The 23,173-nt window shown below is 65.4% G+C and carries 19 protein-coding genes and 1 pseudogene; 4 read left to right on the top strand and 16 right to left on the bottom strand.

Annotated elements, in window-relative coordinates; genetic code table 11:
- Position 1: 1 nt before the first annotated feature.
- The 14 genes and pseudogenes from L9B60_RS26660 to L9B60_RS26595 all read right to left on the bottom strand — a co-directional run bounded on the left by L9B60_RS26660 (position 2) and on the right by L9B60_RS26595 (position 18,796).
- Complete coding sequence (locus L9B60_RS26660) at positions 2 to 1,831, bottom strand: secretin GspD/PilQ domain-containing protein (protein WP_249673964.1); 1,830 nt, start codon at positions 1,829 to 1,831, stop codon at positions 2 to 4.
- Complete coding sequence (locus L9B60_RS26655; RefSeq protein ID WP_249673963.1) at positions 1,828 to 2,343, bottom strand: hypothetical protein; 516 nt, start codon at positions 2,341 to 2,343, stop codon at positions 1,828 to 1,830. Before L9B60_RS26655 ends, L9B60_RS26660 begins: the two co-directional genes overlap by 4 nt.
- Positions 2,343 to 2,891, bottom strand: a complete 549-nt coding sequence (locus tag L9B60_RS26650) for a GspMb/PilO family protein (RefSeq protein ID WP_249673962.1) — start codon at positions 2,889 to 2,891, stop codon at positions 2,343 to 2,345. The genes L9B60_RS26655 and L9B60_RS26650 overlap by 1 nt, the downstream gene beginning before the upstream one ends.
- Positions 2,878 to 3,423, bottom strand: coding sequence for a PilN family protein (locus L9B60_RS26645; protein ID WP_249673961.1), 546 nt, complete (start codon positions 3,421 to 3,423; stop codon positions 2,878 to 2,880). The genes L9B60_RS26650 and L9B60_RS26645 overlap by 14 nt, the downstream gene beginning before the upstream one ends.
- A gap of 1 nt (position 3,424) precedes the next feature.
- A complete protein-coding gene (locus L9B60_RS26640) occupies positions 3,425 to 4,228 on the bottom strand; it encodes a hypothetical protein (protein WP_249673960.1) in 804 nt (267 codons plus the stop codon).
- On the bottom strand, positions 4,209 to 5,915 hold the full coding sequence (locus L9B60_RS26635; protein WP_249673959.1) for a GspE/PulE family protein: 1,707 nt from the start codon (positions 5,913 to 5,915) through the stop codon (positions 4,209 to 4,211). Before L9B60_RS26635 ends, L9B60_RS26640 begins: the two co-directional genes overlap by 20 nt.
- 83 nt (positions 5,916 to 5,998) lie before the next feature.
- Positions 5,999 to 6,536, bottom strand: a pseudogene (locus tag L9B60_RS26630) (response regulator).
- 219 nt (positions 6,537 to 6,755) lie between these two features.
- Complete coding sequence (locus tag L9B60_RS26625) at positions 6,756 to 7,412, bottom strand: SurA N-terminal domain-containing protein (protein WP_249673958.1); 657 nt, start codon at positions 7,410 to 7,412, stop codon at positions 6,756 to 6,758.
- 9 nt (positions 7,413 to 7,421) lie between these two features.
- Complete coding sequence (locus L9B60_RS26620) at positions 7,422 to 8,981, bottom strand: cytochrome c/ABC transporter substrate-binding protein (RefSeq protein WP_249673957.1); 1,560 nt, start codon at positions 8,979 to 8,981, stop codon at positions 7,422 to 7,424.
- 3 nt (positions 8,982 to 8,984) lie between these two features.
- Positions 8,985 to 9,584: an SCO family protein gene (locus L9B60_RS26615; protein WP_249673956.1), complete on the bottom strand. Its 600-nt coding sequence runs from the start codon at positions 9,582 to 9,584 to the stop codon at positions 8,985 to 8,987.
- Positions 9,581 to 10,225 (bottom strand): SCO family protein, encoded by a 645-nt coding sequence (locus L9B60_RS26610; RefSeq protein ID WP_249673955.1) that lies wholly within the window; start codon positions 10,223 to 10,225, stop codon positions 9,581 to 9,583. Before L9B60_RS26610 ends, L9B60_RS26615 begins: the two co-directional genes overlap by 4 nt.
- A gap of 13 nt (positions 10,226 to 10,238) precedes the next feature.
- Complete coding sequence (locus tag L9B60_RS26605; RefSeq protein WP_249673954.1) at positions 10,239 to 12,179, bottom strand: YncE family protein; 1,941 nt, start codon at positions 12,177 to 12,179, stop codon at positions 10,239 to 10,241.
- A gap of 23 nt (positions 12,180 to 12,202) precedes the next feature.
- The gene (gene mnxG / locus L9B60_RS26600; protein WP_249673953.1) at positions 12,203 to 18,013 is read right to left on the bottom strand and encodes a manganese-oxidizing multicopper oxidase MnxG; all 5,811 of its coding nucleotides are present in this window, start codon (positions 18,011 to 18,013) and stop codon (positions 12,203 to 12,205) included.
- A 174-nt stretch (positions 18,014 to 18,187) separates the two neighbouring features.
- A complete protein-coding gene (locus L9B60_RS26595; protein ID WP_249673952.1) occupies positions 18,188 to 18,796 on the bottom strand; it encodes a lytic transglycosylase domain-containing protein in 609 nt (202 codons plus the stop codon).
- A gap of 187 nt (positions 18,797 to 18,983) precedes the next feature.
- Here L9B60_RS26595 and gspG point away from each other — a divergent pair, with 187 nt between their 5' ends.
- On the top strand, positions 18,984 to 19,418 hold the full coding sequence (gene gspG / locus L9B60_RS26590; protein WP_249673951.1) for a type II secretion system major pseudopilin GspG: 435 nt from the start codon (positions 18,984 to 18,986) through the stop codon (positions 19,416 to 19,418).
- Positions 19,419 to 19,430: 12 nt separating this feature from the next.
- Positions 19,431 to 20,618, top strand: coding sequence for a type II secretion system F family protein (locus tag L9B60_RS26585; protein WP_249673950.1), 1,188 nt, complete (start codon positions 19,431 to 19,433; stop codon positions 20,616 to 20,618).
- On the opposite strand, the gene L9B60_RS26580 is transcribed toward L9B60_RS26585, so the two are convergent.
- Positions 20,612 to 21,775, bottom strand: coding sequence for an MFS transporter (locus L9B60_RS26580; protein ID WP_249673949.1), 1,164 nt, complete (start codon positions 21,773 to 21,775; stop codon positions 20,612 to 20,614). The two genes, L9B60_RS26585 and L9B60_RS26580, sit on opposite strands and share 7 nt — an antisense overlap.
- A gap of 104 nt (positions 21,776 to 21,879) precedes the next feature.
- Here L9B60_RS26580 and L9B60_RS26575 point away from each other — a divergent pair, with 104 nt between their 5' ends.
- Both L9B60_RS26575 and L9B60_RS26570 read left to right on the top strand, forming a co-directional pair.
- Positions 21,880 to 22,473: a TetR/AcrR family transcriptional regulator gene (locus tag L9B60_RS26575; protein WP_249673948.1), complete on the top strand. Its 594-nt coding sequence runs from the start codon at positions 21,880 to 21,882 to the stop codon at positions 22,471 to 22,473.
- A gap of 40 nt (positions 22,474 to 22,513) precedes the next feature.
- A complete protein-coding gene (locus tag L9B60_RS26570; RefSeq protein ID WP_249673947.1) occupies positions 22,514 to 22,927 on the top strand; it encodes a VOC family protein in 414 nt (137 codons plus the stop codon).
- 6 nt (positions 22,928 to 22,933) lie between these two features.
- Here L9B60_RS26570 and L9B60_RS30510 read toward each other — a convergent pair whose 3' ends face one another.
- A complete protein-coding gene (locus L9B60_RS30510) occupies positions 22,934 to 23,062 on the bottom strand; it encodes a PSPA7_2676 family Cys-rich small protein (protein WP_283780538.1) in 129 nt (42 codons plus the stop codon).
- Between the last annotated feature and the right edge of the window lie 111 nt (positions 23,063 to 23,173).

Genomic DNA, 23,173 nt, shown 5'->3' with positions numbered 1-23,173 from the left:
CTCAAGGCCTCTCGATCACGTGCGTGGCGGCAATCGGTGCGGCCAGCGGTTTGGGCTGTTCGGCCGACTCCCAGGCGCGGTCCGGCGCCTGCACGTGCATGCTGGTTTCGGTGCCGGTGCTGAACTCCATGTCCGAAGGGCTCTGGTACGGCAGGTTGCGCACGATGTGCGGGGTAATCGAGAGCACCAGCTCCGACTTGCCAATGGTGTCCTTGTTGCTGCCAAACAACCGCCCCAGCCCCGGTATGTCGCCAAGGCCCGGGATTTTGTTGCCGGTGTCGCCGTGGTCGTTTCGTACCAGGCCTGCCAGCACCTGGGTTTCGCCGTCGTGCAGGCGCAAGGTGGTCTGGGCGTTGCGGGTGTCCACCTGGACCGGGATGGTGCCTTGGCGGGTAGGTTCCAGAGGCGTTGCGTTACTCACTTCCAGGGCTATCTTGATGGCCACTTCGTTGTTCAGGTGCACGATGGGTTGCACCTCAAGCTTCAAGCCCACGTCCAGGTAGGTCACGCTTTCGGTGATCACCGGGCCTTGGGTGGACGGCACCGAGGTGGCGCTGATGATCGGCACCCGTTGGCCGATGTGAACACGCGCCTGCTCGCGATTGCTCACGCGGATCACTGGGCTTGCCAAGGTGTTGATGTCGTTGTCCTGGGCGTTGATTTTCAGCTGTGGCGAGGGCGAGATGGAGATGCGGCCGGCATTGATGCCGCGCAACTGGTCGAGCACGCTGACCCCGGTGCCATCGCTGTTGATCACCCCAAAGGTGTTGGGCCATTGCAGGCCCAGGTCAAGGATGCGCTGGCGAGCCACCTCCATCACCTCCACTTCCAGCACCACCTCGGGGTTGGACTGGTCTTGGGCCTGCAGCAGTTTCTCGGCCATGCGCACCGCGTCTTCGGTGTCGCGCATGGTCAAGGTGTTGAGGCGTTCATCGACGAACACGTCGCGAGTCTTGAGCATGGTCTTGATCATGTTCAGCGCGGTGTTGGCTTCGATGTTGGTCAGGTAGAAGGTGCGCATCACCAGCTCCTGGTAGTCCTTGACCTTCTGCGGCGAGTCCGGATAGATCAGGATGGTGTTCTCGTTCACCACCTTCTGGTGCAATTGGTTCTGTTGCAGCAGTAACGCCACGGCGTCCTCGATGCGCACGTCGCGCACAAAGATCGTGGCTTTCATGTCGGGGCGCAGGTCCTTGTCGAAAATAAAGTTAAGCCCCGCCACCTGGGACAGCACCTCGAAGATCACCTTCATGTTGGCGTCGCGAAACTCAAGCGTCACGGGCCGGTCCAGGCGCGTGTGCAGCTGCGGGTAGCTCACCACGTTGCGGCTCTGTACCAGTTGGATATTGCTGCGCAGCTCCAGGGCGCCTTCGTTCTTGGGGTCCAGCTCAAGAATCTGCCGTACCTGGCGGTCGGCGCCATTGATGTCGCCACGACGCAGGTCGCCGCGGGCCAGTTCCAGTTTCTGGTCCTGGGTGCGCAGGTAATCCAGTTGGCGCAGGTCGTCCTGGGCGCGGCGGTTGTTGGGTTCGATGTGCAGCACCCGGCTGTAGCTTTGCTGGGCCACGGCGAATTCGCGGTTGGCCCGGGCGGTGTCGCCTTGGGCCAGCAACGCCTTGACGCCCGTGCTGCGGGCATTGTTCAACGCCAGGTGCAGTTCGGTGTCACGCGGGTTCTCGCGCAGGCCGTCCTCGATGCGGGCGATGGCGGCTTCATATTGCCCCTGGGCCACCAGGTCGCTGGCCTCCTGGTTGGCGACGCGGGCGGTGCTGCAGGCGGCCAGGCCAATGCACAAGGCCAGCAAGGTCAGTCTCAAACGCGGTGAGTTCATTGCGTGCTCCCCACAGACAAGGTCTGCGCTAAATGCAGCGGCAGATAAACCAGGCGCAGTTCCTTGTCGGAAATGGTCTCGATCCGCCAGGTGTCGTCGATCACATCCCCTTTGCGCACGACGTATATTTTTTCGCCGTTCTGCAAGAACACTTGCAGGTCACGACGGTCATCCAACCGGCCGATGAACTGGAACGGCATGGGCGGTGCACTGGGGGCTTGCACCACGGTGGTGGGGTTCACCGGTTGTTCGGTGACGGTGGCCAGGGTGGCCAGTGGTTTCCAACTCTTGGCTGCGAACAGGTCGCCCGCTGGGCTCAGGTCCTTGATCGGCGCCTCGGCTTTCGCCGCGCCCGCGGCCGGCAGGCTGCCGCGTAACCGCGCCTTGACCGGCGCCGTGGCGGTGGCCTCCTGCTCGGCCACGTCGGATTTGAGGAACAGGTCCGGGTAGCTCGCCACCGCCGCTGCCACCGCGAAAAACACCAGCCAGCCCACGACCCGTTTATTGTTCATCACGACCTCGACAGGTAAAGGGTCATGCGGATCCGCCCGGTCAGGTCGGTGTCGGCGATGCGTTTGCGTTGGAACTCCACGTCCTCCACCACCACCGCGGGCAGCTCACCCAACAAGGCGTGCAGAAAGCGCCGCAGCTGCGGGTAACTGCCCTTGACCGGCAGCAGGATCTGATAACGCGCCAGGTGGGTATTGGGGTCCACGCCCAAGGCATATTCGCCGCGGGCCAGGGTGATGTGCTCCTGGGCGGCCAGGGCATAGATGCGGTCGATGGCCACCGTGGCTTGGGGCTGGGCCGGCAGTTTGCGGCGAAAATCCTCAAGCTCGCGCTGCGGCACCACCGGGGCTGCGACACTGCCCGCTTGGACCTTGGCCAGGTACTCGCCGGCGTCGCGGGTTTGCTGGTTGAGTTGCTCGACGCTGCGCCAACCGGGCAGCAAACCGGCCGCGGCATACACCAGTGCCAACACCAGCAACGCGATGCCGACCAGGCCGGGCAGGCCCAGGCCCTGGAGGTATTCCTGCACAATCAATCTAGGGATGCGCATCGCCGATCTCCCAATTGGCCAGCAAGTTGAACTGCACCGGGTGCTCCGGCGACTTGGCGTCAATCTCGTGGTTGAGCAACGACACGTCGCTGAGCTCTTCGCTGGCTTCCAGTTGCCGGTGGAAGTCGAGCATCGCGTCCAGGTCCCGCGCCTCGGCGGTGATGCGTACTTGCCCTTTGCGCGCGTCGGGGGTCAGGGTCAGCAACGCCACGTTGTCCAGCTGCAGCGCCTCGAGCATGGCGAACAGCCGTTCCCAGGGCCTGCGCAGTTGCTGCGACACTTGGCGCATTTGCGCCAGGTTCTGCTCCTGCTCGCGCAATTGCGCGGGGGTCAGGCTCACGCCTGCGCCACTGTCGCCGGTGAGTTGGCGTTGGGCGTGGCGCAGGTGGGTGTGCTGTTGCGCCGCCCATTGGTCCAACTGCTGCTGGCCGATGACACAGCCGATGGCCACGGCCAGGCCCAGGCCCAGCAAGCCCCAGCCCAGTGGGCCTGAGCGCCGGCGCGGCTGGAAGTCGAGCGTTAGCGGGCGCATCTCAAGCCACCGCCCGGGACATCACGTACAACCCGTCGCGCAGCGGCGCCGGGTCGTCTTCCAGGGTGCGCAGTTGCACGCCGGGCAACTCGGGCAGGCTGTCGAGCCGGCCCGGCGCGTGCAGATAAATATTCAAGGGCCGCTCACTGAGGGCGGCCTGCAGCTCCCGTTCGCGGCTGATCAGGGCACCCAAGGCGGCGTCGTTGTCGGCGCAGCCCACCGAGCGCACGGCGGCCCAGCGCCCTTCGCGCGCCAGCAGCACGACGCTGCGCACCGGCTCCGCCACCACGAACAGGAAATCGCCGCTGGCAAGGCTGCGGTCAAAGCGGTTGAACGCCGCCATCAGGTACGGCTGCACCGACCTCAGGCGCAGCCCGCGTGCCGCCACCAACTGGCGCAAGCGGCCCAACAGGTCCTGGGGCAAGGCGCTGGCGATGCGCTCGCGGCCAGCCGCTTCTGCCGACAACACGATGCTCCAGGGCTGGCTGGGCACGCCGTACAGGTCTTCGAAACACACCTGGGCAAAGCCCTGCAGCTCGTTCACGCTGGTGATCTGCTCACTCCAGGGCACCAGGCAGTAGCGACTGAAATGCGCCGAGACCAGCACGCATAAATCGGCCCGGCCTTTGGCATGTTCGGCCAGCAGGCGGTCCAGGGTGTCCAGCGCCACCGCGAAGGCGGCGAAGCCCTCGTCGATGAAGCCGACGCTGCCCAGCCAGCAGGTGCGGGCGCCCTGCAAACGCCCCAGGCCCACGCCACTGGCGCCGATCACCGCAACAAATCGATCACGCGACAAAAGTGACACGATTGATCTCCTCCAGGGTGGTCCGGCCATCGCGCACCAGCTCCAGTGCCGACTCGCGCAACAGGCGCAAGCCACGGGCACAGGCCAGGGCCTTGATTTTCGAGATGGGTTGGCGTTCGACGATCATCTGCCGCAATTCGTCGTCCAGGTGCAGCAACTCGGCGATCGCCGTGCGCCCGCGGTAGCCCGTGCCCCGGCAATGGCCGCAGCCCTTGCCATGCACAAAGTGGTAATGGCCGGCGTCCGCGGGGTCGATCCGGGCGGCCAGCAACTCCTCCTCAGTGGGCTGGCAAGGCACGCTGCAATGGCTGCACGACAGGCGGATCAAGCGCTGGGCCAGCACGGCGTTGAGCGCCGAAACCAGGCTGTAGGGGTCGATTTCCATTTGGGTAAACCGCCCGATCACGTCGAACACGTTGTTGGCGTGGATGGTGGTGAACACCAGGTGGCCAGTCAGCGCCGACTGCACGGCGATCTGCGCGGTGTCGGGGTCGCGGATCTCGCCGACCATGATTTTGTCCGGGTCGTGGCGCAAGATCGAGCGCAGGCCACGGGCGAAGGTCAGGCCTTTCTTTTCGTTGACGGGGATCTGCAACACGCCGGGCAACTGGTACTCCACCGGGTCTTCGATGGTGATGATCTTGTCCACGCCGTGGTTGATCTCGGTGATCATCGCGTACAGGGTGGTGGTCTTGCCGCTGCCGGTGGGCCCGGTCACCAGCACCATGCCGTAGGGTTCGGCGGCCAGGCGGCGCAGGCTGCGCAAGGTCTCGTCGGCAAAGCCCAAGGCCTGCAGTTGCACGCCGCTGACCTTATCGGCCAGGTCCTGCTTGTCGAGCACCCGCAGCACCGCGTCCTCGCCGAAGATGCTCGGCATGATCGAGACCCGAAAGTCGATCTGGCGGCCGCTGATGCCGATCTTGAACCGGCCATCCTGGGGCACCCGCTTCTCGCCGATGTCCAGTTCGGCCATGACCTTGACCCGCGAGATCACCTGCTCGGCGAACTCGGTGCCCTGGATCTTGCTGATGTTGTTGAGTACGCCATCGATGCGGTACTTGATCACCAGGCCGCTGCCCGTGGTGCCGAGGTGGATATCACTGGCGTGCATCTTCAAGGCGTCGTACAGCGTGGAGTTGACCAGTTTGACCACCACGCTCGCATCTTCGCTGATACTGGTCAGCGACAGGCTCTGCAGCGTGTCGATCTGCGTGCCGGCATCAGCCTGGGCATTGAGCGACTCCACCGCGTGGAAGCTTTCTTCATGGCGGGCCAGGTAGGCCTTCAGGTCGTCGGCGTGCACCAGGTACAACGGTGCGCCATGCAGGCAGTCGTCGATCCAGGCCAGGCGGGCGCCATCGAAGGGGTCGGCAAACACGCCGATGACCGCGCCGGCGTGGCGCAGCAGAATGAATTCGCGCTTGAGGCACTGCGCCAGGGTGACCCGGTCGAACACCGGCACGGCATCGAACAGGCTCGGGCCATCCAGCACGGGGTAATGCAGGGTCGCGCCCAGGCACTGGACAAAGCCCTGCGGGGGCAACCCGCAGAGTTGTTGCAGGGCGTCGAGCATGCGCTCGCCAGAGGATGAGGCGAGGGTTCGGGCCTGGGCCAGCTGATCACTGGCGAATCGGTGGGGTGCACGGGCCGGCGATGCCGGTTCTACAGCAAGGGACAAACGTTCCATGGCACGCTCTCCAACACCCGGGGCTTTTGGCCCTCTCGGCGCGGCAGGCCATCGCGGCGTGTGCCGGAACGTCTATCGCGCCATTACTCCCCGGTGAGCATGTCTCGGTCGTGTGATGCGGTGGTCGCCAACTCGTCGCCACGTCGGCGGTCCGCCAGCACCCAACTGCCGTCATACAGCTGCAGGGGGAAGCTCTCGGTCCTGCTCTGGCGCCGTTCGACAAACCCTTCGGACATGGTCACTCCCGCCCTGTGGCTCGCGCTTGATCCCCAGCAGGTCGCAGACCGCTCGTGCCAGTTCCGCCAACGGAAACGGTTTGAACAGGATATGGCTGACCCCCAGGTTGCGGGCCCGCTCACAGACCTCGGCGGTCGGGTGGGCGGTGATCAGCACAAAATGACAGTGCCTGTTCTGGCGGACGGCATCGAGTACCTGAAAGCCTTCCATGTCGGGCAAGCGGTAATCGAGCACCATTACATCCGGGGCAAAGGTCTCGGCGATGCCGATGGCCTTGGCGCCCTCGTGAGCCACACGAACGTCCAGACCTTGGGCCTGGAGGTAAACTTCCAGGTTTTGCGCAAGGATCTGTTCATCTTCGACAACCAGTACTTTGTTTAACAAGGTGGACTCCTTGAAACTGCAGGTCCGTGAATCCGAGCCTGGGAGTGCGCGCCTCACTTAGGCTTGAGCACACTTCATGCCAGACCCGGCGACGGATTTTTACCGTGCCATGCCGCTGATTTCCATGGGAAAAATAGTACTCCCATGCCCCCATCCCCCAAATTTGGGGAACTGCCTGAATGCCGACTGCCAAGGTTCCCCACTATTGGGGGGGAAACTTCAATGGGCGTCAATCCGTTCGACGCTGCCTTGCGTACGCAAGCGTGCCAACGCTTGCTGTCGTGCTTGGGCCTGCTGGCGTGAGCCGAGCAATGCCCTGGCCGCTTCCAGGCCCTGTAGCGGTTCGACATCAGCACCTTGCAGGTGGTTCTGCGAGGTGATTAAAAGTCGGTTTTCATCCATGAACGCGCGCACCTGTTCATCAGTGGGTGCGGGCACTTGCCCCCATTGAGCGTAGACCTGCCGGGCCGCCAGTTCACGTCGGGTGTAGTCGGCGTAACTGTGCTCATCGAAACCTGCGTCCTGCAGGCGCTGGTTGAAGCGTTGAGGGCTGCCAAAGGCCTGCCGCGTCTGCTCGACCTGCGCCTGCACTGCACTGTCGCTGATGATCACGCCGCGCCTGCCCGCCTCTTGCCACAACAGCTCCTTGTCGATCAACTCACCCAGGGCCGCCTGCCGCAATTGCCGGTAGGCCTGGGGGCTGCGAATGCTCGCCACCGCCCGCCCCTGTTCTTCCAGGTACTCGGTAAAGTAGCGCTCCAGGCGGAACTCGCTGATGGCTTGGCCGTTGACCCGCGCGGCCACCCGGCCATCGTCGGCCAAGGCCTGCATGAAGAGTGGCGACAGGGTCAGCAACAACAGGGGCTTGAGCTTCATGACGGTGCCTCAGGGTCTGGCTTGCAGCGATTGGTAGGGGGCCACGGGGTAGAAGCGCTGCTCGGGCAGTTCTACCGTGACGATGTGCGCGCCGTTCAGGCCCAAGCGCTTGCCCGGGCCAAAACTGATCGGTGGCGTGACGCCGGTGACGAAGTCGTGCAGGCCTTCCAGCGCGCTGATCAGCTTTTCCCGGCTGGCATCGCGGCCAGCCTGCTTCAAGCCCTCGCACAGCAACAACATCGAACTGTAGGCCGCCACCTGCAACACCGCGTGCTGGCCATTCAAGCCCTGGCGCTGGCGCAATTGGGTCAGCGCCGCACGGCCACTGGGGGTCCAGTCGCTGGGAATGAACGGATAGGCTAGAAACACCCGCCGGGAAAACCCGCTCGGTAACTGCAACACGTCGCCGGCCACCTGGCTTGAGGCGGCGAACAGGTAGGGTTGCACGCCGGCTTCCTGCAGGTGCCCGGCCAAGGGGCCGAAGCCTGCGCCCTCGCCCACGTAGAACACCGCGCGGGCGCTGGCCGCCTGGCCGGTAAAGCCCTGCGGTTGCCGTGGGTCGAACGCCAGGGCGCGCACCTGTAGCCAGCCCTGCCCTTGCAGGTAGTCGGCAAACGCGGCGGCCGCCTGTTGCTGGTGGGCATCGCCATACCAGGCCACCAGGGTCGGCCCCTGGGACAGTTGCAGGCCTTGCTGGGCGTAGTCGGCCAACGCCACCCATTGCTCGCGAAGGCCCGGCAACGGCTCGAAAATCTGCCGGCTGGTTTGGCTGGCCCCCAGCAGCGACAGTGCGCCAATCAACGGCACGCCGGCCTGTTCCAGTTGCGCCGACAGGTCCTCGTCCAGCGCCGGGGCCAGGGGCGCGACCAGCGCGAACACCGGTTGATCGATCAGTTGCGCCAACGCCTGCCGGGCGCTGGCACGGTCGGGGCCAGGGTCGGCCACGATCAGTTGCAGTTGGCGCCCATGAATGCCTCCGGCCTGGTTGATGCGCGCGATACTGCCCGTGAGGATCGCCGCCACGGTGGCGCCCTCCTCGGCCAGTGGCCCGCGGGTGGGCAACAAGGTGCCCAGGCGCAGCCGATCCGGTTCAAGGCCCGGGTCCTGCTCATCCTGCAGTCGCTTGAGGTAGGCGGTGAGGTTGCGCTGGTCATTGAGCGTCAGCACGAAGCGCGGCATGCTCGGGTCCAGGCGGTTGTTGGCCGGGTCGCGGCCTTCCTGCACGGCCCGGGCCAGCGTGGCGTCGTTATAGGCGGGGTAGTCGCGGCCGTTGATGCGCTGCTGGCCGTGGGCGCCGGCCAGGCGTCGCCAGCTAAGGTCGGCTGGCCTGATTCCGCCTTCCGGGCGCCCCAGGCCGTCGGTGCCGTGGCAGCCGGCGCAGGGCAGCGCGGTGGCCGGCACGCTGATGTCAGCCGCCCCCACCCGCGCCATGATCGGCTCGCCACTGCTCGACAGGCCCTCGCGATACAGGCGCTTGCCGGCGCTCTCGATAGCCGACAGCGGCACGCCGGCAGCCACCGCGCTCAAGCCGCACAGCAGCACCAGGCACACAGCCGCCCCGACGTTCATCGGTCACCGCCCGGCCACTGGCAGTGCCAGCAGTTGCAAGCGCTGGGCGATGGCGGCCGCCGGGGCATCGGGGCGGATCTTGCTCCAGCGCTTGCCGGCCACGTCGCCGACGATCAACTGGGTGGAGTGTTGTTCGGGGCTGGGGATCACCTGGCCGATACGGCCCAGCACCAGGGCCATCGCCTGTGCATCACCGGTCAGAAATAGCCATTGCGGGTCGTCCACGCCGTGCTTGAGGGTATAGGCCTTGAGCACCGCCGGGGTGTCGGTCTGCGGGTCGCTGGTCAGGGAGATAAACGTCACCTGCGCAGCGTCCTTGCCCAGTGCCTGGCGCACTTGGAGCAACTTGCGGGTGATCAGCGGGCAGGCGTCCGTGCAGCTCGTGAAGATGACATTGAGCAGCACCACCCGATCTTTCAACACGTCGCTGTAGAAGCGCAGCGTATTGCCGTGCTGGTCGTACAGCGGTGTATCGGTAAACCAGGCCTGGGCGTCACGGGTACCGCTGGCCGGGCGTTCGGTGGCCACTGCAGGCGCAGGTTCATGGCCCAAGGCGCTGCCACACAGCATCAGGCATACGATCAAGGCATGGGCACGCTTCATGGCTGCACATCCTGGGCGATCACCGTACGCCGGGCCTTGCGGTGCAGGCTGCTCAGCTCATCCACCTCGCGCACCAGCACGGCCGGGTCGGTGAAGCCGTAATAGCGGGTCCAGTGCGGGCTGTTGCCATCACCCACCAGAATCAACGGCGGGTGTTGGAGCAGGTTCGGGCTCCAACTGCCCAACCCCTTGAGGGTGGCGGTGATCGACTGGCTGCTGCCGGTCAGCCAACTCCAGCCGGGGCCATGCTGGAACTGCCGGGCGTAGGCCGCCAGGCGCGGTGGGTCGTCGCGCAGCGGGTCGACGCTGATCGACACCAATTGCACCTCGGTGCCCACCCGCCCGCCCAGTTGTTGCTGGACCTTGCCCATGATCGAGGACACCACCGGGCACACCGTGGTGCAGCGGGTGTAGATGAAGCCCATGACCACGATCTTGTTGGCCAACAGGTCTTTTTCCAGGCGTATCGGTTTGCCGGCCTGGTCGGTGAGCGGTACGTCGGCGAAGGTCACGCGGGTGGCTTCCAGGCGTGGTTTGGCCGGGCCGTGGCCTGCGTGTTCGTCGGCCGAATGGGCCTGCGCCGGCCCGGCCCCCAGGGCCAGTAGCCCGATCATCAATGCGCAGCTAGGGTATGTGTTCATCGCAGGCTCCCGCTCATTGGCCTGGCGCGGGCAATACCCGCACGCTGGCATAGGTCTTGTCATCGAAGTTCGCGCCCAGGGACGGCGCCCGCACGTGCAGGTACCAGGCGCCGCTCTGGTTCAGGTCCAGGGCCGCTTCATAAAGGCCATCGCCCACCTCGCGGGCCGGCACCACGCGCAGCTGCGAGGTGGGGGCCAGGTAATAGCGCACCTGCACGTCAGCTACCCCACGGCGAGGCACCCGGCCGCTGTCCTGGGCGATACGGAACCGCGCCACATAGGGGCTGCCCAGCGTCACGGTGCGGCGCTTGAGCAAGAAGTCGACCTTGGGCTGCGCCAGGCGCGGGTCGGCCACCGCCCCCGGCAATACCTGGGCGCTGAAGCAGTGGATGATGCTGGGCTGGTTAAGCAAGAACGCCACGTCGAACCTGCCGGCGGGCGGCAACTTGACCCGCGCGCTGTACACCCCAGGCGCAACCTCGCGCAGGCTGTGGTCGATCACCAGCGCCGCGCGCGCCTGCTGCCCGCGGTTGAGGTAGCCGGACATCGGGGCGTTCATGCCTTCGGCGTAAAAGTAGGTGGTGTTGTCCACCGGGTTGACCACGAACACCGAGTTCTCGTCCCGCGAGCTGGCCATGCTGCTGGCCAGCGGCAGGTCGCCGGCCTGGCGTGGCGCTGCTGCCCCGGCCTCGAACACCTGGGTAATGGGCGTGCGGCCCTCGCCCAGCGAGGACAGGTTGATCATGCTGACCTTTGGCGACCCCAGGCCGCGCACATAGGCGTAGGCCTGGGTGAAGTTGACCTGCCAAGGCTCGGCCGACACCTCAAGGTCATGGACCAGGCTGTCGGTGGCCGCATCGATGACCACCGCGCGGTTTTCCAGGGTGTTAAGCACAATCCCCCAGCGCCCGTCACGGCTGAAGCGTATCGGCCCCAACCCTGGCTGGCTGTGGATCAGCGTGCGCACGCGGTGGCTGCGCGCATCCACCACGGTCACCGTGCCGGTGCTGCCATCGGCCACGTACACCGCCTGGGACAACGCCGAGTAGGCCACCGCCAACGGTTGGCCGCCGGTCTTGAGTTGCGCCACCTGGGTACGGCTGGCAATGTCGATCACGCTCAGGGTGCCATCGTCGCGGTTGCTGACAAAGGCATGGCGCGAATCGTTGCTGAAGGCGATCTCGTGGTGGCCGCGGCCGGTGGCCAAAAACTTGACCGCCTGCAAGGTGCCCGGGTCGATCAGGGTCACGCCGGCCAGCGCCGGGTCGCTGGCGTTATTGCCCACCCACAACAGGCGCTCGTCGGGCTGCAAGGCCACGCGCACCGGTTGGTTGCCCGCGGCGATCGACGCCACGCGCCGGAACTGCTGGGCATCGATCACCGCCACCTCGCCTGCGCTGGGCTGCGAGACGAACACCCGGCGGTTGTCCTTGAGTGCCACCCAGTCCATGGGCGCGGCCACCAGCCCGATGCGGCCCAGGGTACTGGTGGTGCCGCCCAGGGACACCGAAGGGTCGATCACCGACACGCTGGCGTCCTGGTTCATCACCAGCAGGTAATAACTGTTGAGGTCGAGCAACGGCCGCGCGCCGATGCTGCTCTTGAGAAACAACGCGGCCCGCGACTTGCAGCTCTGTTCGCTGTCGCTGCCGACCTGGGTTTGCGCCGGGTCGAGCCAGGCGCCGGGGGCCAAATCCGCCAACGGCTGGCCCGAGGCAAGGTCGCTGACCTTGAAGCGCACGTCGGCAAAATCGCCTTCGTTGAGCGCGCCCTTGTCGCCCACCGCGCGCACCTCGAAGGCCACGGCCACGCCATCGCGTTCCAGGCGCTGGCCGGTCCAGGTGTCGGGCAGCGGCACGCTGGCCAGTGACTGGCTGCGTGGCAATGCCAGCCAGCCGACCAACAGCAGGGCCGCCACGGCCACAAGGCCGGCCCGGGTAAGTTGCTTGTCCATGTGCGTTCCCCTTTTCTTGGCCGCTAAGGCGCCGGCGCAGGTTCTGGCTCGTTGGTCACCCGCAGCAGCCCCCACAGCCCGCTGGCATTGCCGTAGGCGGCGTAATCGCGGTACAGGTAGTCGCCAGGGATGGCATTGGCGCCGCCGGCACTGGGGTGCATAAAGCTGAAGTGCCCCCCCGGCAAGACGCTTTCGTGGGCACCGACGTACATCGACATCGGGTTATAGCCAAACCGCACCGAGCCCACGCCAGGCGTGCTCATGGGGTAGCCAGCGGTGTCGCTTTTTTCCGATTGGAAGGGGTTGACCGACCACAGGTGCCCGTCCAACTGGTAGGTGCCGCCACGGCTGCCGCCCGAAGGCATCAGGATGTGCGTGCGAAACGGTTGGCCAGGCTTGACCCATAACACCGGCGTCTGCGGATCGCCGCCGACCAGCGCGTTGCTGTAGGCCATGTGGGCATTGACGATGTCGCCCAGGCCATAACCGCCCGCGCGCCCGAACGGCGCGTTGGGCGCCACGCCATAGCGAAACCACAACGGTTCGCTCTTGTAGTTGATGGCCATGTCGGAGTTGTCCTTGGGGTCGGTCGGCACGCCGTTGCCCTCGGTGTTCATGCCCTCCACCGGGCGGCCGTTGGCCCAGCGCATGTTCAAGGAGCGCTGCCACACCTGGGCAAAGTCGCGGTACGGTGCTTGCCCGCTGACGGTCACCGTGGCCGAGGCGCGGCTGCGCGCATCTTCAACCCAGGTCGCGGCCTGGGGCAGGATGCTCATGGCGCCGCCCAAGCCTTTTTGCGGCTGCTTGATCACGTCGGCCGTGGTCAGGTTGAGGCCACCAAACTCGATGGCCGTGGCGTTGATGTTGTCCACGCTGCGGCCCAACTGCGACACCGGCTTGCCTTCGCGCTCCAGGTGCCCGGCGTAGTACTGGTACACCCGGCTGGGGTACGCGCCGGTGCTGCCAACCCTGGGTGGCACGGTCTGGATCGGGTTGGTGCCGACGTTGGTGCCGTCGGACTTGGTGATGTCATAGGCCAGCAATTGCGCGTGCAGGCCCACGTGGCTGGAGGGGCGCAACTGGTTGTTGTTGAAGGTGCTGGCACCCTCGGTGTGGTTGCGATCGCGCTTGACCAGGCCTTGCATCACGGCGGTGCTGGCCAGGTCCGGCATCATGCTGGGCAGGCGGTTTTCCAGGGTGATGTTGATGCAGTCACCGGCAGTGGCGCGCAGCACCAGCGGCTCGATCGGCACACCGGGCTTGAGCTTGCCGGTGGCCGGGTCCAGGTCGGCCTTGCGCACGTAGAGGATCGCCGTGGGGTCATGCAACGGCCCGCTATTGCCGCCGATGGTGAAGGTTTCGCCGTCCTCGGGGTCAGTGACCGTCACTTGGGCAATGGCGGTGGCCCGGCTGTTGAACACCAGGGTACCGCCGGCCGGGTTCAGTGGCCCGCCGATGTGCTGGTTGATGCCGGCAGGGTCCGTCAGGCTGACGTTCAGCGGGTTTTTCAGAATATCGTTGGCCAATGCCGCGACCACTTCATAGTTGCGCTGCGGCGTGGGCCGGGTGCCGATGCCAGTGGGGTTGACACCGATACGCGGGCAGGCGCCGTCGAACGCCACGGTGTTGCGCGCCCCGGCCGGGGTGGCATTGTTGGGCAGTGCGAACAGGTCGGCGCGCTTGGCGGTGTAGTTGCGCATCACCCCCCAGATGCCGTTCCAGTAGCCCTCGATGGAGGCGTCCATGGAATACAGGTAATCCCCGGTGGTGGCGGCAGAACTCGAGAGCATCGACACCGGCGCGATAAAGCCCATCTGCTCGGAAATGCCGATCATCTGCGAGGCGCGCCAGCCGGAGTTGGAACTGTTGCCGAAGCCCGAGCCACTTTGCAGCCACTTGACCCCGTGCAGGGTCACGTTGTGCTCTTCCTCGTGGCCACCGGCGTGCACCCGCAGGCGCACGTTGTCACCGGTGTAGGTGCGCAGCATGGGGGTGAACGGGTCACCGGGCTCGGCCCCGCCCTTGTTGATGTGCGGCGGGAACAGCGTGGTGCCGCCCGTGGGCCCGGTGGCCGAGGTGACCAGGTTGGGCGCCAGGTTCATCGCCGCGATGGCCCGGTCGGTGCGGCTGTGCATCGCGTACGCCAGGTCGCCACCCAGGCCGTCGGCCTGCAGCCCGCGCTTGCCGTCGGGGCCAACCTTGTTGGGGTCGTACACGCGCAGGGCCAGCGGCTCGTTGCGGTAATTGACCACGAACATGCCTGGGTCATCCACCGAGATCGCTTGCGGGCAGGGCCGTCTCGGGCAGCCGGGTGCCAGGCCGCCGCGGGTTTCCACCACCGACTCGAGCAAGTTGGGGCCCTGCTTGCGCAGCGGCGGGTTGATGGCGTAGCGAAAGCTCTCGGTGGTGGCCGGGAATGCCTGGGCATTGGGCACCCCATCGGGGCCTGCGCCCACGTAGACGCCGGCTTCATAGGCGTGCTGGAAGTCGCTGTATTCCAGGAAAAATTCGCGGAAGCTGTCGTTGCGCCCGTCGCCATCCAGGTCGCCCGTGTTGACCACCGCTTGCCAGGACGTCGGCCCGCCGTCCTGGCGTGCGCCGCTGTACAACGGCTCGCCGGTTTCGGCATGGTTCCAGGTGGAGCCGGCAGGCTCGGCCAGCACCGTGGCGTACAAGCCGATCTGCTGGTGCGTCGAAGGGCCCAGGTGGTCATGGGTAAAGATGGTGCCCAGGCCCCGATCAATGCCACGGGTGTTCACCAGCGGGTCGATGAACCAGCGCTGCATGGCTGTGCGTGCACCCAGCCAATCGGCGCGCCCATAGCGGCCGAAGAACGGATGGTTTTTTGCCTGTGGGCACGCCGCGCTGCCTTCGCGCGGGTCGCTGGCGGTGCAGCCGTTGAAGGTGCGGATGGCATGGATGCGCTCCACCACCGCGCCGGGCGAGAGTACGCCGTCTTCGTAATTCCAACCATTGGAGGAACCATCGGCCGAGGTCAGGTCCCACTTGGGCAGGTGGATGTGCTGGCCGATCACGTCGGTGGGCGTGCGCACCTGGTAGTCGTCCATCTCGTAGGTGGCCGGGATCAGGTTGGTTTGCTGGTACATCACGCAGTCAAAGGTGTTCATGCGCATCACCAGGGGTTCGGGTGGGCGCTGCTTGGTGATCACCGGCCAGGCGTCTTCCCACAAGGCCAGGATGCGCGCCTGCGGGAAGTGGTAGCCGACCTTGTTGTACACCGCGTCGAACTGGATGTTGGCCGCCTTGTACAGCCGCGGGCGGTCGGCGCTGAAGGTGGACGCGCCAGTGAACGAGACGCCGTCCAGGCGCTCGCCGCTGTTGAATTCACCCAGGCCGGCACTGGCGGTCAGGCGTTTTTGCCGATCGTCCATGCACGGCTCGTAGTACGGCGCGCCGGCCACCGGCAAGGCACCGTTGGTGCGAAACGGCTTGGGCACCACTTGGTTGCCGGGTAGCACGGCGTAGCTTGGGTGTTCCTTGAGTGCATGGAAGGCCATGGCAGACTGCTCAACCTCTGTGCCCTCTTCAGGCAGGTACAGGGGCTTGGCGCGGGTCACCACCTTGGAGAAGTCCAGCGAGGTGGTCTGGGTGTCGGCCTCGCCCCCTGCCGCCACGCCGTCAAGCGCATGGCGCGGCAAACCGCCGTTCCAACCACCGGCCTGGACCGGGTCCAGGTTGGCCCACAAGGCCTTGCCCGTGGCCTTGAGCGCAGTGGCCTGGGCCGGGTCGAGCATGTCCAGCGGCGGGGTCGGCGGACGTTGGCCGACGCTGCTTTCCATGCCACCGATCCAGAACGGGTAGCCTGGGTTTTTCAAACTGCCGTCGGCGTTGCGGTTGGCCTGGCTGCGGTCCACCACGGCCAGGGAACCGATGGCCTGCTGGCCGCCGCCGTGTTGCCCATCATCATCGTCGCCCTCACCGTCGTCATCGTTGGCGGCCAGCCGGGTTTCACCCAGTTTGGGCACCACCGCCACTTTGCCGGGCATCGGCGCCATGGCCTTGCCCGGCAGTGGCACCACCGCCGGGATCGGTGTGCCGGCAATGATCTCGCCATCGGGCAAGGCCCGTGCGCCGGCGGCCGGCTTGCCGCTGCGCAAGGCGAAGGGCGCGGTGTGGTAACCGTCGACGCCTTGTTGCGACACCTCAAGCACAGTGCCCTCCTCGAACACGTCATGGATGCGCCACATGGCCCACATGCCCTGGGCAAAGTGGGGGTAGAAATGGCAGTGGTAAATGGCGTCGCCCGCCACGCGGTTGCGGTTGCCCGAGCCGCCGTTGGCGATTTCGTAGGTGTAGCCGGCGCCCGGGCCAATGCCTTGGGCGTCGATGTAGTCGGAGTTGTCGTCGTTGGGGTTGAACAGCCACTGATGCCCGTGCAGGTGGAAGATGTGCTGCTCGTGGCCATTGTGGGTGTTGCGAAACTTCACCAGGTCGCCGATGTAGCTGTGGTTCACGTTGGACGGCTCGGCCGGGTACAGCGCCATGCTGGCCTTGACGCCCACCTGGTCGGCACTCGGCACTTGGCCTGGGCGGATGTTTTCCAGGCCGACGTTGGCCGGCACGTCCACCAGCATCGCCACGTCGCCGACGGTGTGCGAGCTTAAAAAGAATTCTTCGTAGGCACACGACAGGCAATCATGCATCGGGCCCACGCCCAGGCGGTTGGCGATGACCTCGGCGCCCATGCCGCCGGAGCCGTAGTTGATCATGAACGAATCGCGGGTGGGCTCCAGCACATGGGCCATCACCGGGTCCGCCCAGTAACCGGGGAACGCCTGGGTCACGGCCACCTCATCCTGGAACTGCGAGGCAAAATCACGAAAGGGTTCCAGCCGGTTGGGCAACGCCGGGTTGCGCTTGCCCACCGCTTCCAGCGGGTAGGTGGCCGGGGGGAAGCTGCCATCGGCATTGCTGCCCATGACGATGGCATCGCTGTCGCTGGCAATGATTTCATTGCCATCGAGCATGTTCAGAATCGGCAGCCCGCCGCGGGCTTCGCCGACCCAGGGTTGGCGTTGCGGGTAGCGCGCCTGGTAATCCACCACCGGCTGGCCGGCTGGCGTGCGGCCCACACTGGCCAGGCGCAGCTCTTCTTCGGTCACGGTATTGCGGTAGGCGCGGCCACCCTTGGGCAGTACCACCACTTCGCCAAATAGGCCATTGGCCGCGTTGCCGGCATTGCCCTCCCCGCCAAACGTCGCGCCACGGCTGCTGGCGGCAAAGGCGCCTTCGCGCTCACCGAACAACACATAGCTGCGGCTGGCCCCGGGGGCCACCAGGCTGTTGGCGTTACGCCCGCTGAACGAGGCAATGTCATCGATGCTGCTGACGGCCTGCAGGCCGTTGACCTGAAAGCCCACGTGACGGTCGGCCACCTGGTCATCGACCACCGGCAGTTGGGCGCCCGCCTGATCTTGGACTTCATCCTGCCCCTGGTCACTCGCCGGGTTGGCCTGATAGGCCAGCAAGTTCTGCAAGTGCACGGTCAGGCAGTCGCCGGCGGCCATGCGCAGCACGATCGGCCGTGGGCGCTTGTCGGCGCGCAGGGTCACTTTGCCAGGCACCGCCGCCCCGCCCTGGGCCAGCGACACGCCACGGTCATCGACCACGTCGCGGCGCAGCGCGTAGAGCATGCCGTTGGCGTTTTGCGCGCCCAGGCGGTTGAACATCAGGGGTTGATCAAGGGCTACCACCTGCGCGACCAGGTTGCGCTCACAGCGCACCTGGGCCTCGGCAAACGGCTCAAGGCCAAACAGGGAACCGATCAGCAGAAGCAGGTTCATCAACCGCGGTGACGGGGATATGCCGTTCATGGGACGGGCCTCGCAAGGGGGTGCTGTACAGGACAAAACCACCCGAGCAAAGCTCATGCCAGATTATTATTTGTTATATTTCATGAGCTTACATTATCAACTTAATCAAGTGGGGGATTTGCCCCACACATTCCCCACATTCCCCGCGGGGCCGGCTGGCCCCACTGTTGGGGGTTACAGTGGGGCATCCACCGCCAAGCCTTGCAAGCGCCGGTACTGGCGCAGCACGCTGGGCACGTAGCGCTGGGTTTCGGCGAACGGCGGGATCACCCGGCCGCGGCTCAGCACCGCATCGGGCCCGGCGTTATACGCCGCCACGGCCAGGGCGATGTCGTTGCCGAACAGGGTCATCAACTGCTTGAGGTAACGCGCGCCGCCTTGGATGTTGGCCTGGGGGTCGTACACGTTGGCCACGCCCATTTGCCGCGCCGTGTCGGGCATCAGTTGCATCAACCCCGCAGCCCCCTTGGGCGACAAGGCACTGGGGTTGTAGGCCGATTCAGCCTTGATCACCGCATGCAGCAAGGCCGCAGGTAATTGGTTAGCGGTAGCGGCCGCCGACACCAACTCGGCGTACGGCTGGTTGGCAATCATCTGCGGCTGTTCGGCCACGCTGGCCACCCCCAGCGAGGCTTCCTGGATAACCCGCTCATAGTGGCGGCCGGGGCGGTGCACGTTGGACAGCACGTAGCCGCCGTTGGCGTCCCGCGAAATATAGACGTCGGCCTGGACGATGCTGCTGGCGGCAAGCCCGGCCAGGAATGCGGTGATGATCAAGCGCATGGTGAACCTCCCCTTCGCGGCAACCGAAAAGTGGGGGATATGCCCCAGTGGCCACACGCAACCAAGCCTTGAGCAAGCACTGTGCCGACTCGCGCAAGGCCCGGTTTACCTGGGGTTGGCAGGCTTGAGGGCCGGTGAGCATGGCAATTGCATCAGGCGTTGGGCCTACCGACTCTGTGAGGTCACCATGAACCGTTCCTGCATTAACCGCCGCCGTGCCCAGGCCGGCTTCACCCTCCTCGAATTGCTGGTGGTGTTGGTGGTGCTGGGCCTGTTGGCCGGCATCGTCGCCCCCAAGTATTTCGCCCAATTGGGCCGCTCCGAAGCCAAGGTGGCCAAGGCGCAGATCGAGGGCCTGGGCAAGGCCTTGGACCTGTACCGGCTGGAGGTGGGGCATTACCCCAGCACCGAGCAGGGCTTGCAGGCACTGGTGGTGGCGCCCAGCGATGAAACCAAGTGGACCGGCCCTTACCTTCAGAAAAAAGTGCCGCAAGACCCTTGGGGGCGCAATTACCTGTACCGCTACCCCGGGGAAAACAGCGAATACGACCTGAGCTCCATGGGCAAGGACGGCCAACCCGGCGGCGAAGGCGAGAACGCCGAAATCACCAACTGGCAGTAAGGGGCGCACGGCATGCGGTTTCATCTCAAGGCAGTCGGCAAAGGTGCGGTGGTATCCCTGACGGTCGAAGCGCCCGGCCAGGCCGAAGCCCGTCGCTTGGCCGAGGACCAGGGCTTGCGGGTGGTCAGCCTGCGCGCCGAACGCCACTGGCACCCGCTACGCTTGCACCGCAAGGAGTCCTTCAACCTGGTGCTGTTCAGCCAGGAGCTGACCACATTGATCAATGCCGGCCTGCCGCTGATTGACGCCCTGGAAAGCCTGGCGGAAAAGGAGACCGCCCCCAACGCCCGCAAGACCCTGAGCGAGCTGGTACGCCTGTTGTACGAAGGCAAGTCGTTCTCCCTGGCCCTCAGCCAACTGGGCGCGGTGTTCCCGCCGCTGTACGTGGCGTTGGTGCAATCGAGCGAAAAGACCGGGTCGGTCGGCGAGGCACTGGGCCGCTACGTGTCCTATCGCCAGCGCATGGACGAGGTGCGCCAGAAGATCGTCAGCGCCTCAATCTACCCGATGCTGCTGCTGATCGTCGGCGGTGGCGTGGTGTTGTTTTTGATGGGCTACGTGGTGCCGCGCTTCAGCCTGGTGTTCGAGGGGCTGGGTGACAACCTGCCGTGGCTGTCGCAAGTGTTGATGAACACCGGGATGTTCCTGCACGGCCACCAGGCCGAGTTTTTCACGGGCCTGGCGGTGGCGGCGGTGGCGCTGGGCGTGGTACAGCGCCAACCGCTGTTTCGCCGCGCCGTCGACCGGCTGATCCAGAAGGTGCCTGCCGTGCACCAACGCATCGTCATGTACGAACTGGCACGTTTCTACCGCTCATTGGGGATTTTGCTGCAAGGCGGCATCCCGATCCTCACGGCCATGGGCATGGTGCGCGGGCTGCTCACCGTCCAGTCCCGGGTGCGCCTGGACCAGGCCGCCGAGCGGGTGCGCGAAGGCCTGTCGTTGTCCAACGCGCTGGAGCTCAACCAGTTAGTGACCCCGGTGTCGCTGCGCCTGCTGCGGGCTGGCGAACAGTCCGGCAACCTGGGGCAGATGATGGAGCGCAGCGCGGACTTCTACGACGAGGAGATCAGCCGTTGGATCGAATGGTTCGTGCGCCTGTTCGAGCCGTTGCTGATGACCTTCATCGGGCTATTGATCGGGGTCATCGTGATCCTGATGTACATCCCGATCTTCGAGTTGGCGTCCAGTATTCACTGAGCCATTGCTGCGCCGGTGGCCGCTGCCGGGCTGCGGTTGGCCGCGGTCAGCAGCAGCCCGGCCAGGGCCAGCACGCCACCGGCCGGCGCAATCCATTCATACCCCAGGCCCAGGCCCAGCACGCCGCCACCCACCGCCGCCCCCAGGGCATTGCCCAGGTTGAAGGCGCCAATGTTCACCGAAGAGGCCATGCCCGGCGCATCGTGGGCCGCGTGCATCACCCGCATCTGCAACGGCGGTACGGCGCCGAAAGTGGCCGCGCCCCACAGCAACAGGGTGATGGCCGCGCCTGGCGAGGTGGTCGCGATAAACGGGAACGCCAGCATGATCACCGCCAGCACGCCCAGAAAGCCCATCAGCGTGCCTTCCAGCGAGCGCTCGGCGAGCTTGCCGCTGAGCAGGTTGCCCAGCGTGAAACCGATACCAATCACCACCAGCATGGCGGTCACGAAGGTCGGTGTGGCGTGGGTCAGGTGCTGCAGCACCGAGGCGATGTAAGTGTACAGCGTGAACATGGCGCCAGCGCCGAGCACTGTGGTCAGCAACGCGCGCAGCACTTGCGGGCGCATCAGCACGCGCAACTCGCGGCGCACTTCGGGCATCTGGCCCTTCTCACCCCGTGGCAAGGCGAACGCCAGGGACACCATCGCCAGCACGCCCAGGCCTGCGGTGGCGAAGAACGCCGCGCGCCAGCCGATCAATTGGCCGATCCAAGTAGCCACTGGCACCCCGCCAATGTTGGCAATGGTCAGGCCCAGGAACATGGTGGCCACGGCACCGGCCTGTTTTTCCTTGGCCACCAGGCTTGCCGCCACCACCGAACCCAGGCCGAAGAACGCGCCATGGGCCATGCTGGTGAACACCCGCGAGAACAGCAAGCTCGCGTAGCCCGGTGCGAAGGCCGACAGCACGTTGCCCACGGTGAAGATCGCCATCAGCAACAACAGCGCGGTCTTGCGCCGCGCCGGGCTGAGCAACAGGGTCATCAGCGGCGCACCGACCATCACGCCCACCGCGTACGCGCTGATCAACATGCCGGCGCTGGGGATGGACACGCCCACGCCGCTGGCAATCACCGGCAACAGGCCCATGGGCGCGAATTCGGTGGTGCCGATGGCAAACGCCGCCAGCGCCAAGGAGAAGAGGATAAATCGCATGACAAAACCTACTCAGGAGTAATATTTCGTTTAAATACTACTCTCCAGTATGATCCGTGCAAAGTCATTTCAGTTTTGCCGCCCACGCAAGAGTCCGATTTGCCATGAGCATCCAGAATAAGAAACGCCCCGCCGCCTTGACCAAAGGCGAGCAAACCCATGCCCGGCTGCGCGCGGTGGCCACCGCCGAATTCGCCAAGCGCGGTTTTCACAACACCAAGGTCAGCGACATCGTGCTGGCCAGCGGCTTGAGCCAGCCAACCTTCTACAACTATTTCCAAAGCAAGGAAGCGGCCTACGAGGAACTGGTCGGTGAATTCCGTCGGCGCCTGGAGGCCCTGACCCAAACCCTGCTGATCAAGACCGTGATGAGCCCGGGCGAGGCGCTGGACAGCGTCACCAGCAGCTTTCAGCAGTTCCTGGATTTTTTGGCAGAAGACCCGTGCCTCACCGAGATCGGGTTTTTCCAGCCCCCGGGCTGCACCGCGACCAAGGCCGGGCTTGCCGCCTGGATCGCCAGCAACATCGCCAAGGAGCAGGCCATCGGGTTGTACCGCGCGGACGTGACCTCGGTACAGATCGGCAAATGCTTTGTCGGCATGCTCGACCAGATGGCCCGCGGCCAGGTCAGCGCCCGGGAGCGCGCGGCCAATGCGCGCGGCTGCGCGACGCTGTTGTGCCAGGGGTTGTTGCTGTAGGGGCTGGGCTACACTGAGTACTCCCTGAAGGAGTATTCCCATGAAAATCAATCCGTACCTGATCTTCAACGGCGACTGCCGGGCCGCCTTCACCTTCTACGCCCATGCCCTGCCCGGCCATCTGGACGCCATGATGACCTTCGGCGAAAGCCCGGCCAAAGACCACGTGGCCGCCGAATTTCATGATCTGATCATCCACACTCGGCTGTCGATCGGCGACCAGGCCATCATGGGCTCCGACACCACCCCAGACCGCCCCACTGCCGGCATGAGCGGCAGTTCGATCTCGCTGAACGTCGACAGCATTCCCGAGGCCGAAAAAGTGTTCGGCGAACTGGCCCAGGGCGGCACCGTGCAAATGCCCCTGGAGGCGACCTTCTGGGCCGCACGCTTCGGCATGCTCACCGACCGCTTCGGCGTGGCCTGGATGGTCAACTGCGAGAAAGACCAGTAAACCTGCTCAACTCACCCGCAAATAACGCTGCGCGCCACAACGCACGCAGCGTTCACACAGCATCAAGGGGTTGTGCAGTTCGTTATCGGGCTGCGGGCTCCATTCGCAGCCGCGGATCAAGCAGATGATGGTCATGGGTACCTCCCGTGGGGCGGTTTTGCGCCCCTGTAAAAACACTGACCGGTGTTTTTGGCGAAGGTTTAGCCGGCCCAGGGCATTCTTTGCGCAAAAGGTACGGGTATTGCC

The sequence above is a fragment of the Pseudomonas abieticivorans genome, assembly GCF_023509015.1.
GTDB classification, from domain to species: Bacteria; Pseudomonadota; Gammaproteobacteria; order Pseudomonadales; family Pseudomonadaceae; genus Aquipseudomonas; species Aquipseudomonas abieticivorans.
The sequence above is the reverse complement of the archived record's forward strand: the minus strand, read 5'-3'. Positions and strand labels throughout refer to the sequence as shown.

What these genes read in the sequence shown, in the direction of transcription:
- L9B60_RS26650 (WP_249673962.1), bottom strand. Translation starts at nt 2,891, where the DNA reads ATGCGCATCCCTAGATTGATTGTGCAGGAATACCTCCAGGGCCTGGGC.
- L9B60_RS26605 (WP_249673954.1), bottom strand. Translation starts at nt 12,179, where the DNA reads ATGGACAAGCAACTTACCCGGGCCGGCCTTGTGGCCGTGGCGGCCCTG.
- L9B60_RS26585 (WP_249673950.1), top strand. Translation starts at nt 19,431, where the DNA reads ATGCGGTTTCATCTCAAGGCAGTCGGCAAAGGTGCGGTGGTATCCCTG.
- L9B60_RS26625 (WP_249673958.1), bottom strand. Translation starts at nt 7,412, where the DNA reads ATGAAGCTCAAGCCCCTGTTGTTGCTGACCCTGTCGCCACTCTTCATG.
- L9B60_RS26595 (WP_249673952.1), bottom strand. Translation starts at nt 18,796, where the DNA reads ATGCGCTTGATCATCACCGCATTCCTGGCCGGGCTTGCCGCCAGCAGC.
- L9B60_RS26620 (WP_249673957.1), bottom strand. Translation starts at nt 8,981, where the DNA reads ATGAACGTCGGGGCGGCTGTGTGCCTGGTGCTGCTGTGCGGCTTGAGC.
- L9B60_RS26635 (WP_249673959.1), bottom strand. Translation starts at nt 5,915, where the DNA reads ATGGAACGTTTGTCCCTTGCTGTAGAACCGGCATCGCCGGCCCGTGCA.
- L9B60_RS26580 (WP_249673949.1), bottom strand. Translation starts at nt 21,775, where the DNA reads ATGCGATTTATCCTCTTCTCCTTGGCGCTGGCGGCGTTTGCCATCGGC.
- mnxG (WP_249673953.1), bottom strand. Translation starts at nt 18,013, where the DNA reads ATGAACGGCATATCCCCGTCACCGCGGTTGATGAACCTGCTTCTGCTG.
- L9B60_RS26645 (WP_249673961.1), bottom strand. Translation starts at nt 3,423, where the DNA reads ATGCGCCCGCTAACGCTCGACTTCCAGCCGCGCCGGCGCTCAGGCCCA.
- L9B60_RS26660 (WP_249673964.1), bottom strand. Translation starts at nt 1,831, where the DNA reads ATGAACTCACCGCGTTTGAGACTGACCTTGCTGGCCTTGTGCATTGGC.
- L9B60_RS30510 (WP_283780538.1), bottom strand. Translation starts at nt 23,062, where the DNA reads ATGACCATCATCTGCTTGATCCGCGGCTGCGAATGGAGCCCGCAGCCC.
- gspG (WP_249673951.1), top strand. Translation starts at nt 18,984, where the DNA reads ATGAACCGTTCCTGCATTAACCGCCGCCGTGCCCAGGCCGGCTTCACC.
- L9B60_RS26575 (WP_249673948.1), top strand. Translation starts at nt 21,880, where the DNA reads ATGAGCATCCAGAATAAGAAACGCCCCGCCGCCTTGACCAAAGGCGAG.
- L9B60_RS26610 (WP_249673955.1), bottom strand. Translation starts at nt 10,225, where the DNA reads ATGAACACATACCCTAGCTGCGCATTGATGATCGGGCTACTGGCCCTG.
- L9B60_RS26570 (WP_249673947.1), top strand. Translation starts at nt 22,514, where the DNA reads ATGAAAATCAATCCGTACCTGATCTTCAACGGCGACTGCCGGGCCGCC.
- L9B60_RS26615 (WP_249673956.1), bottom strand. Translation starts at nt 9,584, where the DNA reads ATGAAGCGTGCCCATGCCTTGATCGTATGCCTGATGCTGTGTGGCAGC.
- L9B60_RS26655 (WP_249673963.1), bottom strand. Translation starts at nt 2,343, where the DNA reads ATGAACAATAAACGGGTCGTGGGCTGGCTGGTGTTTTTCGCGGTGGCA.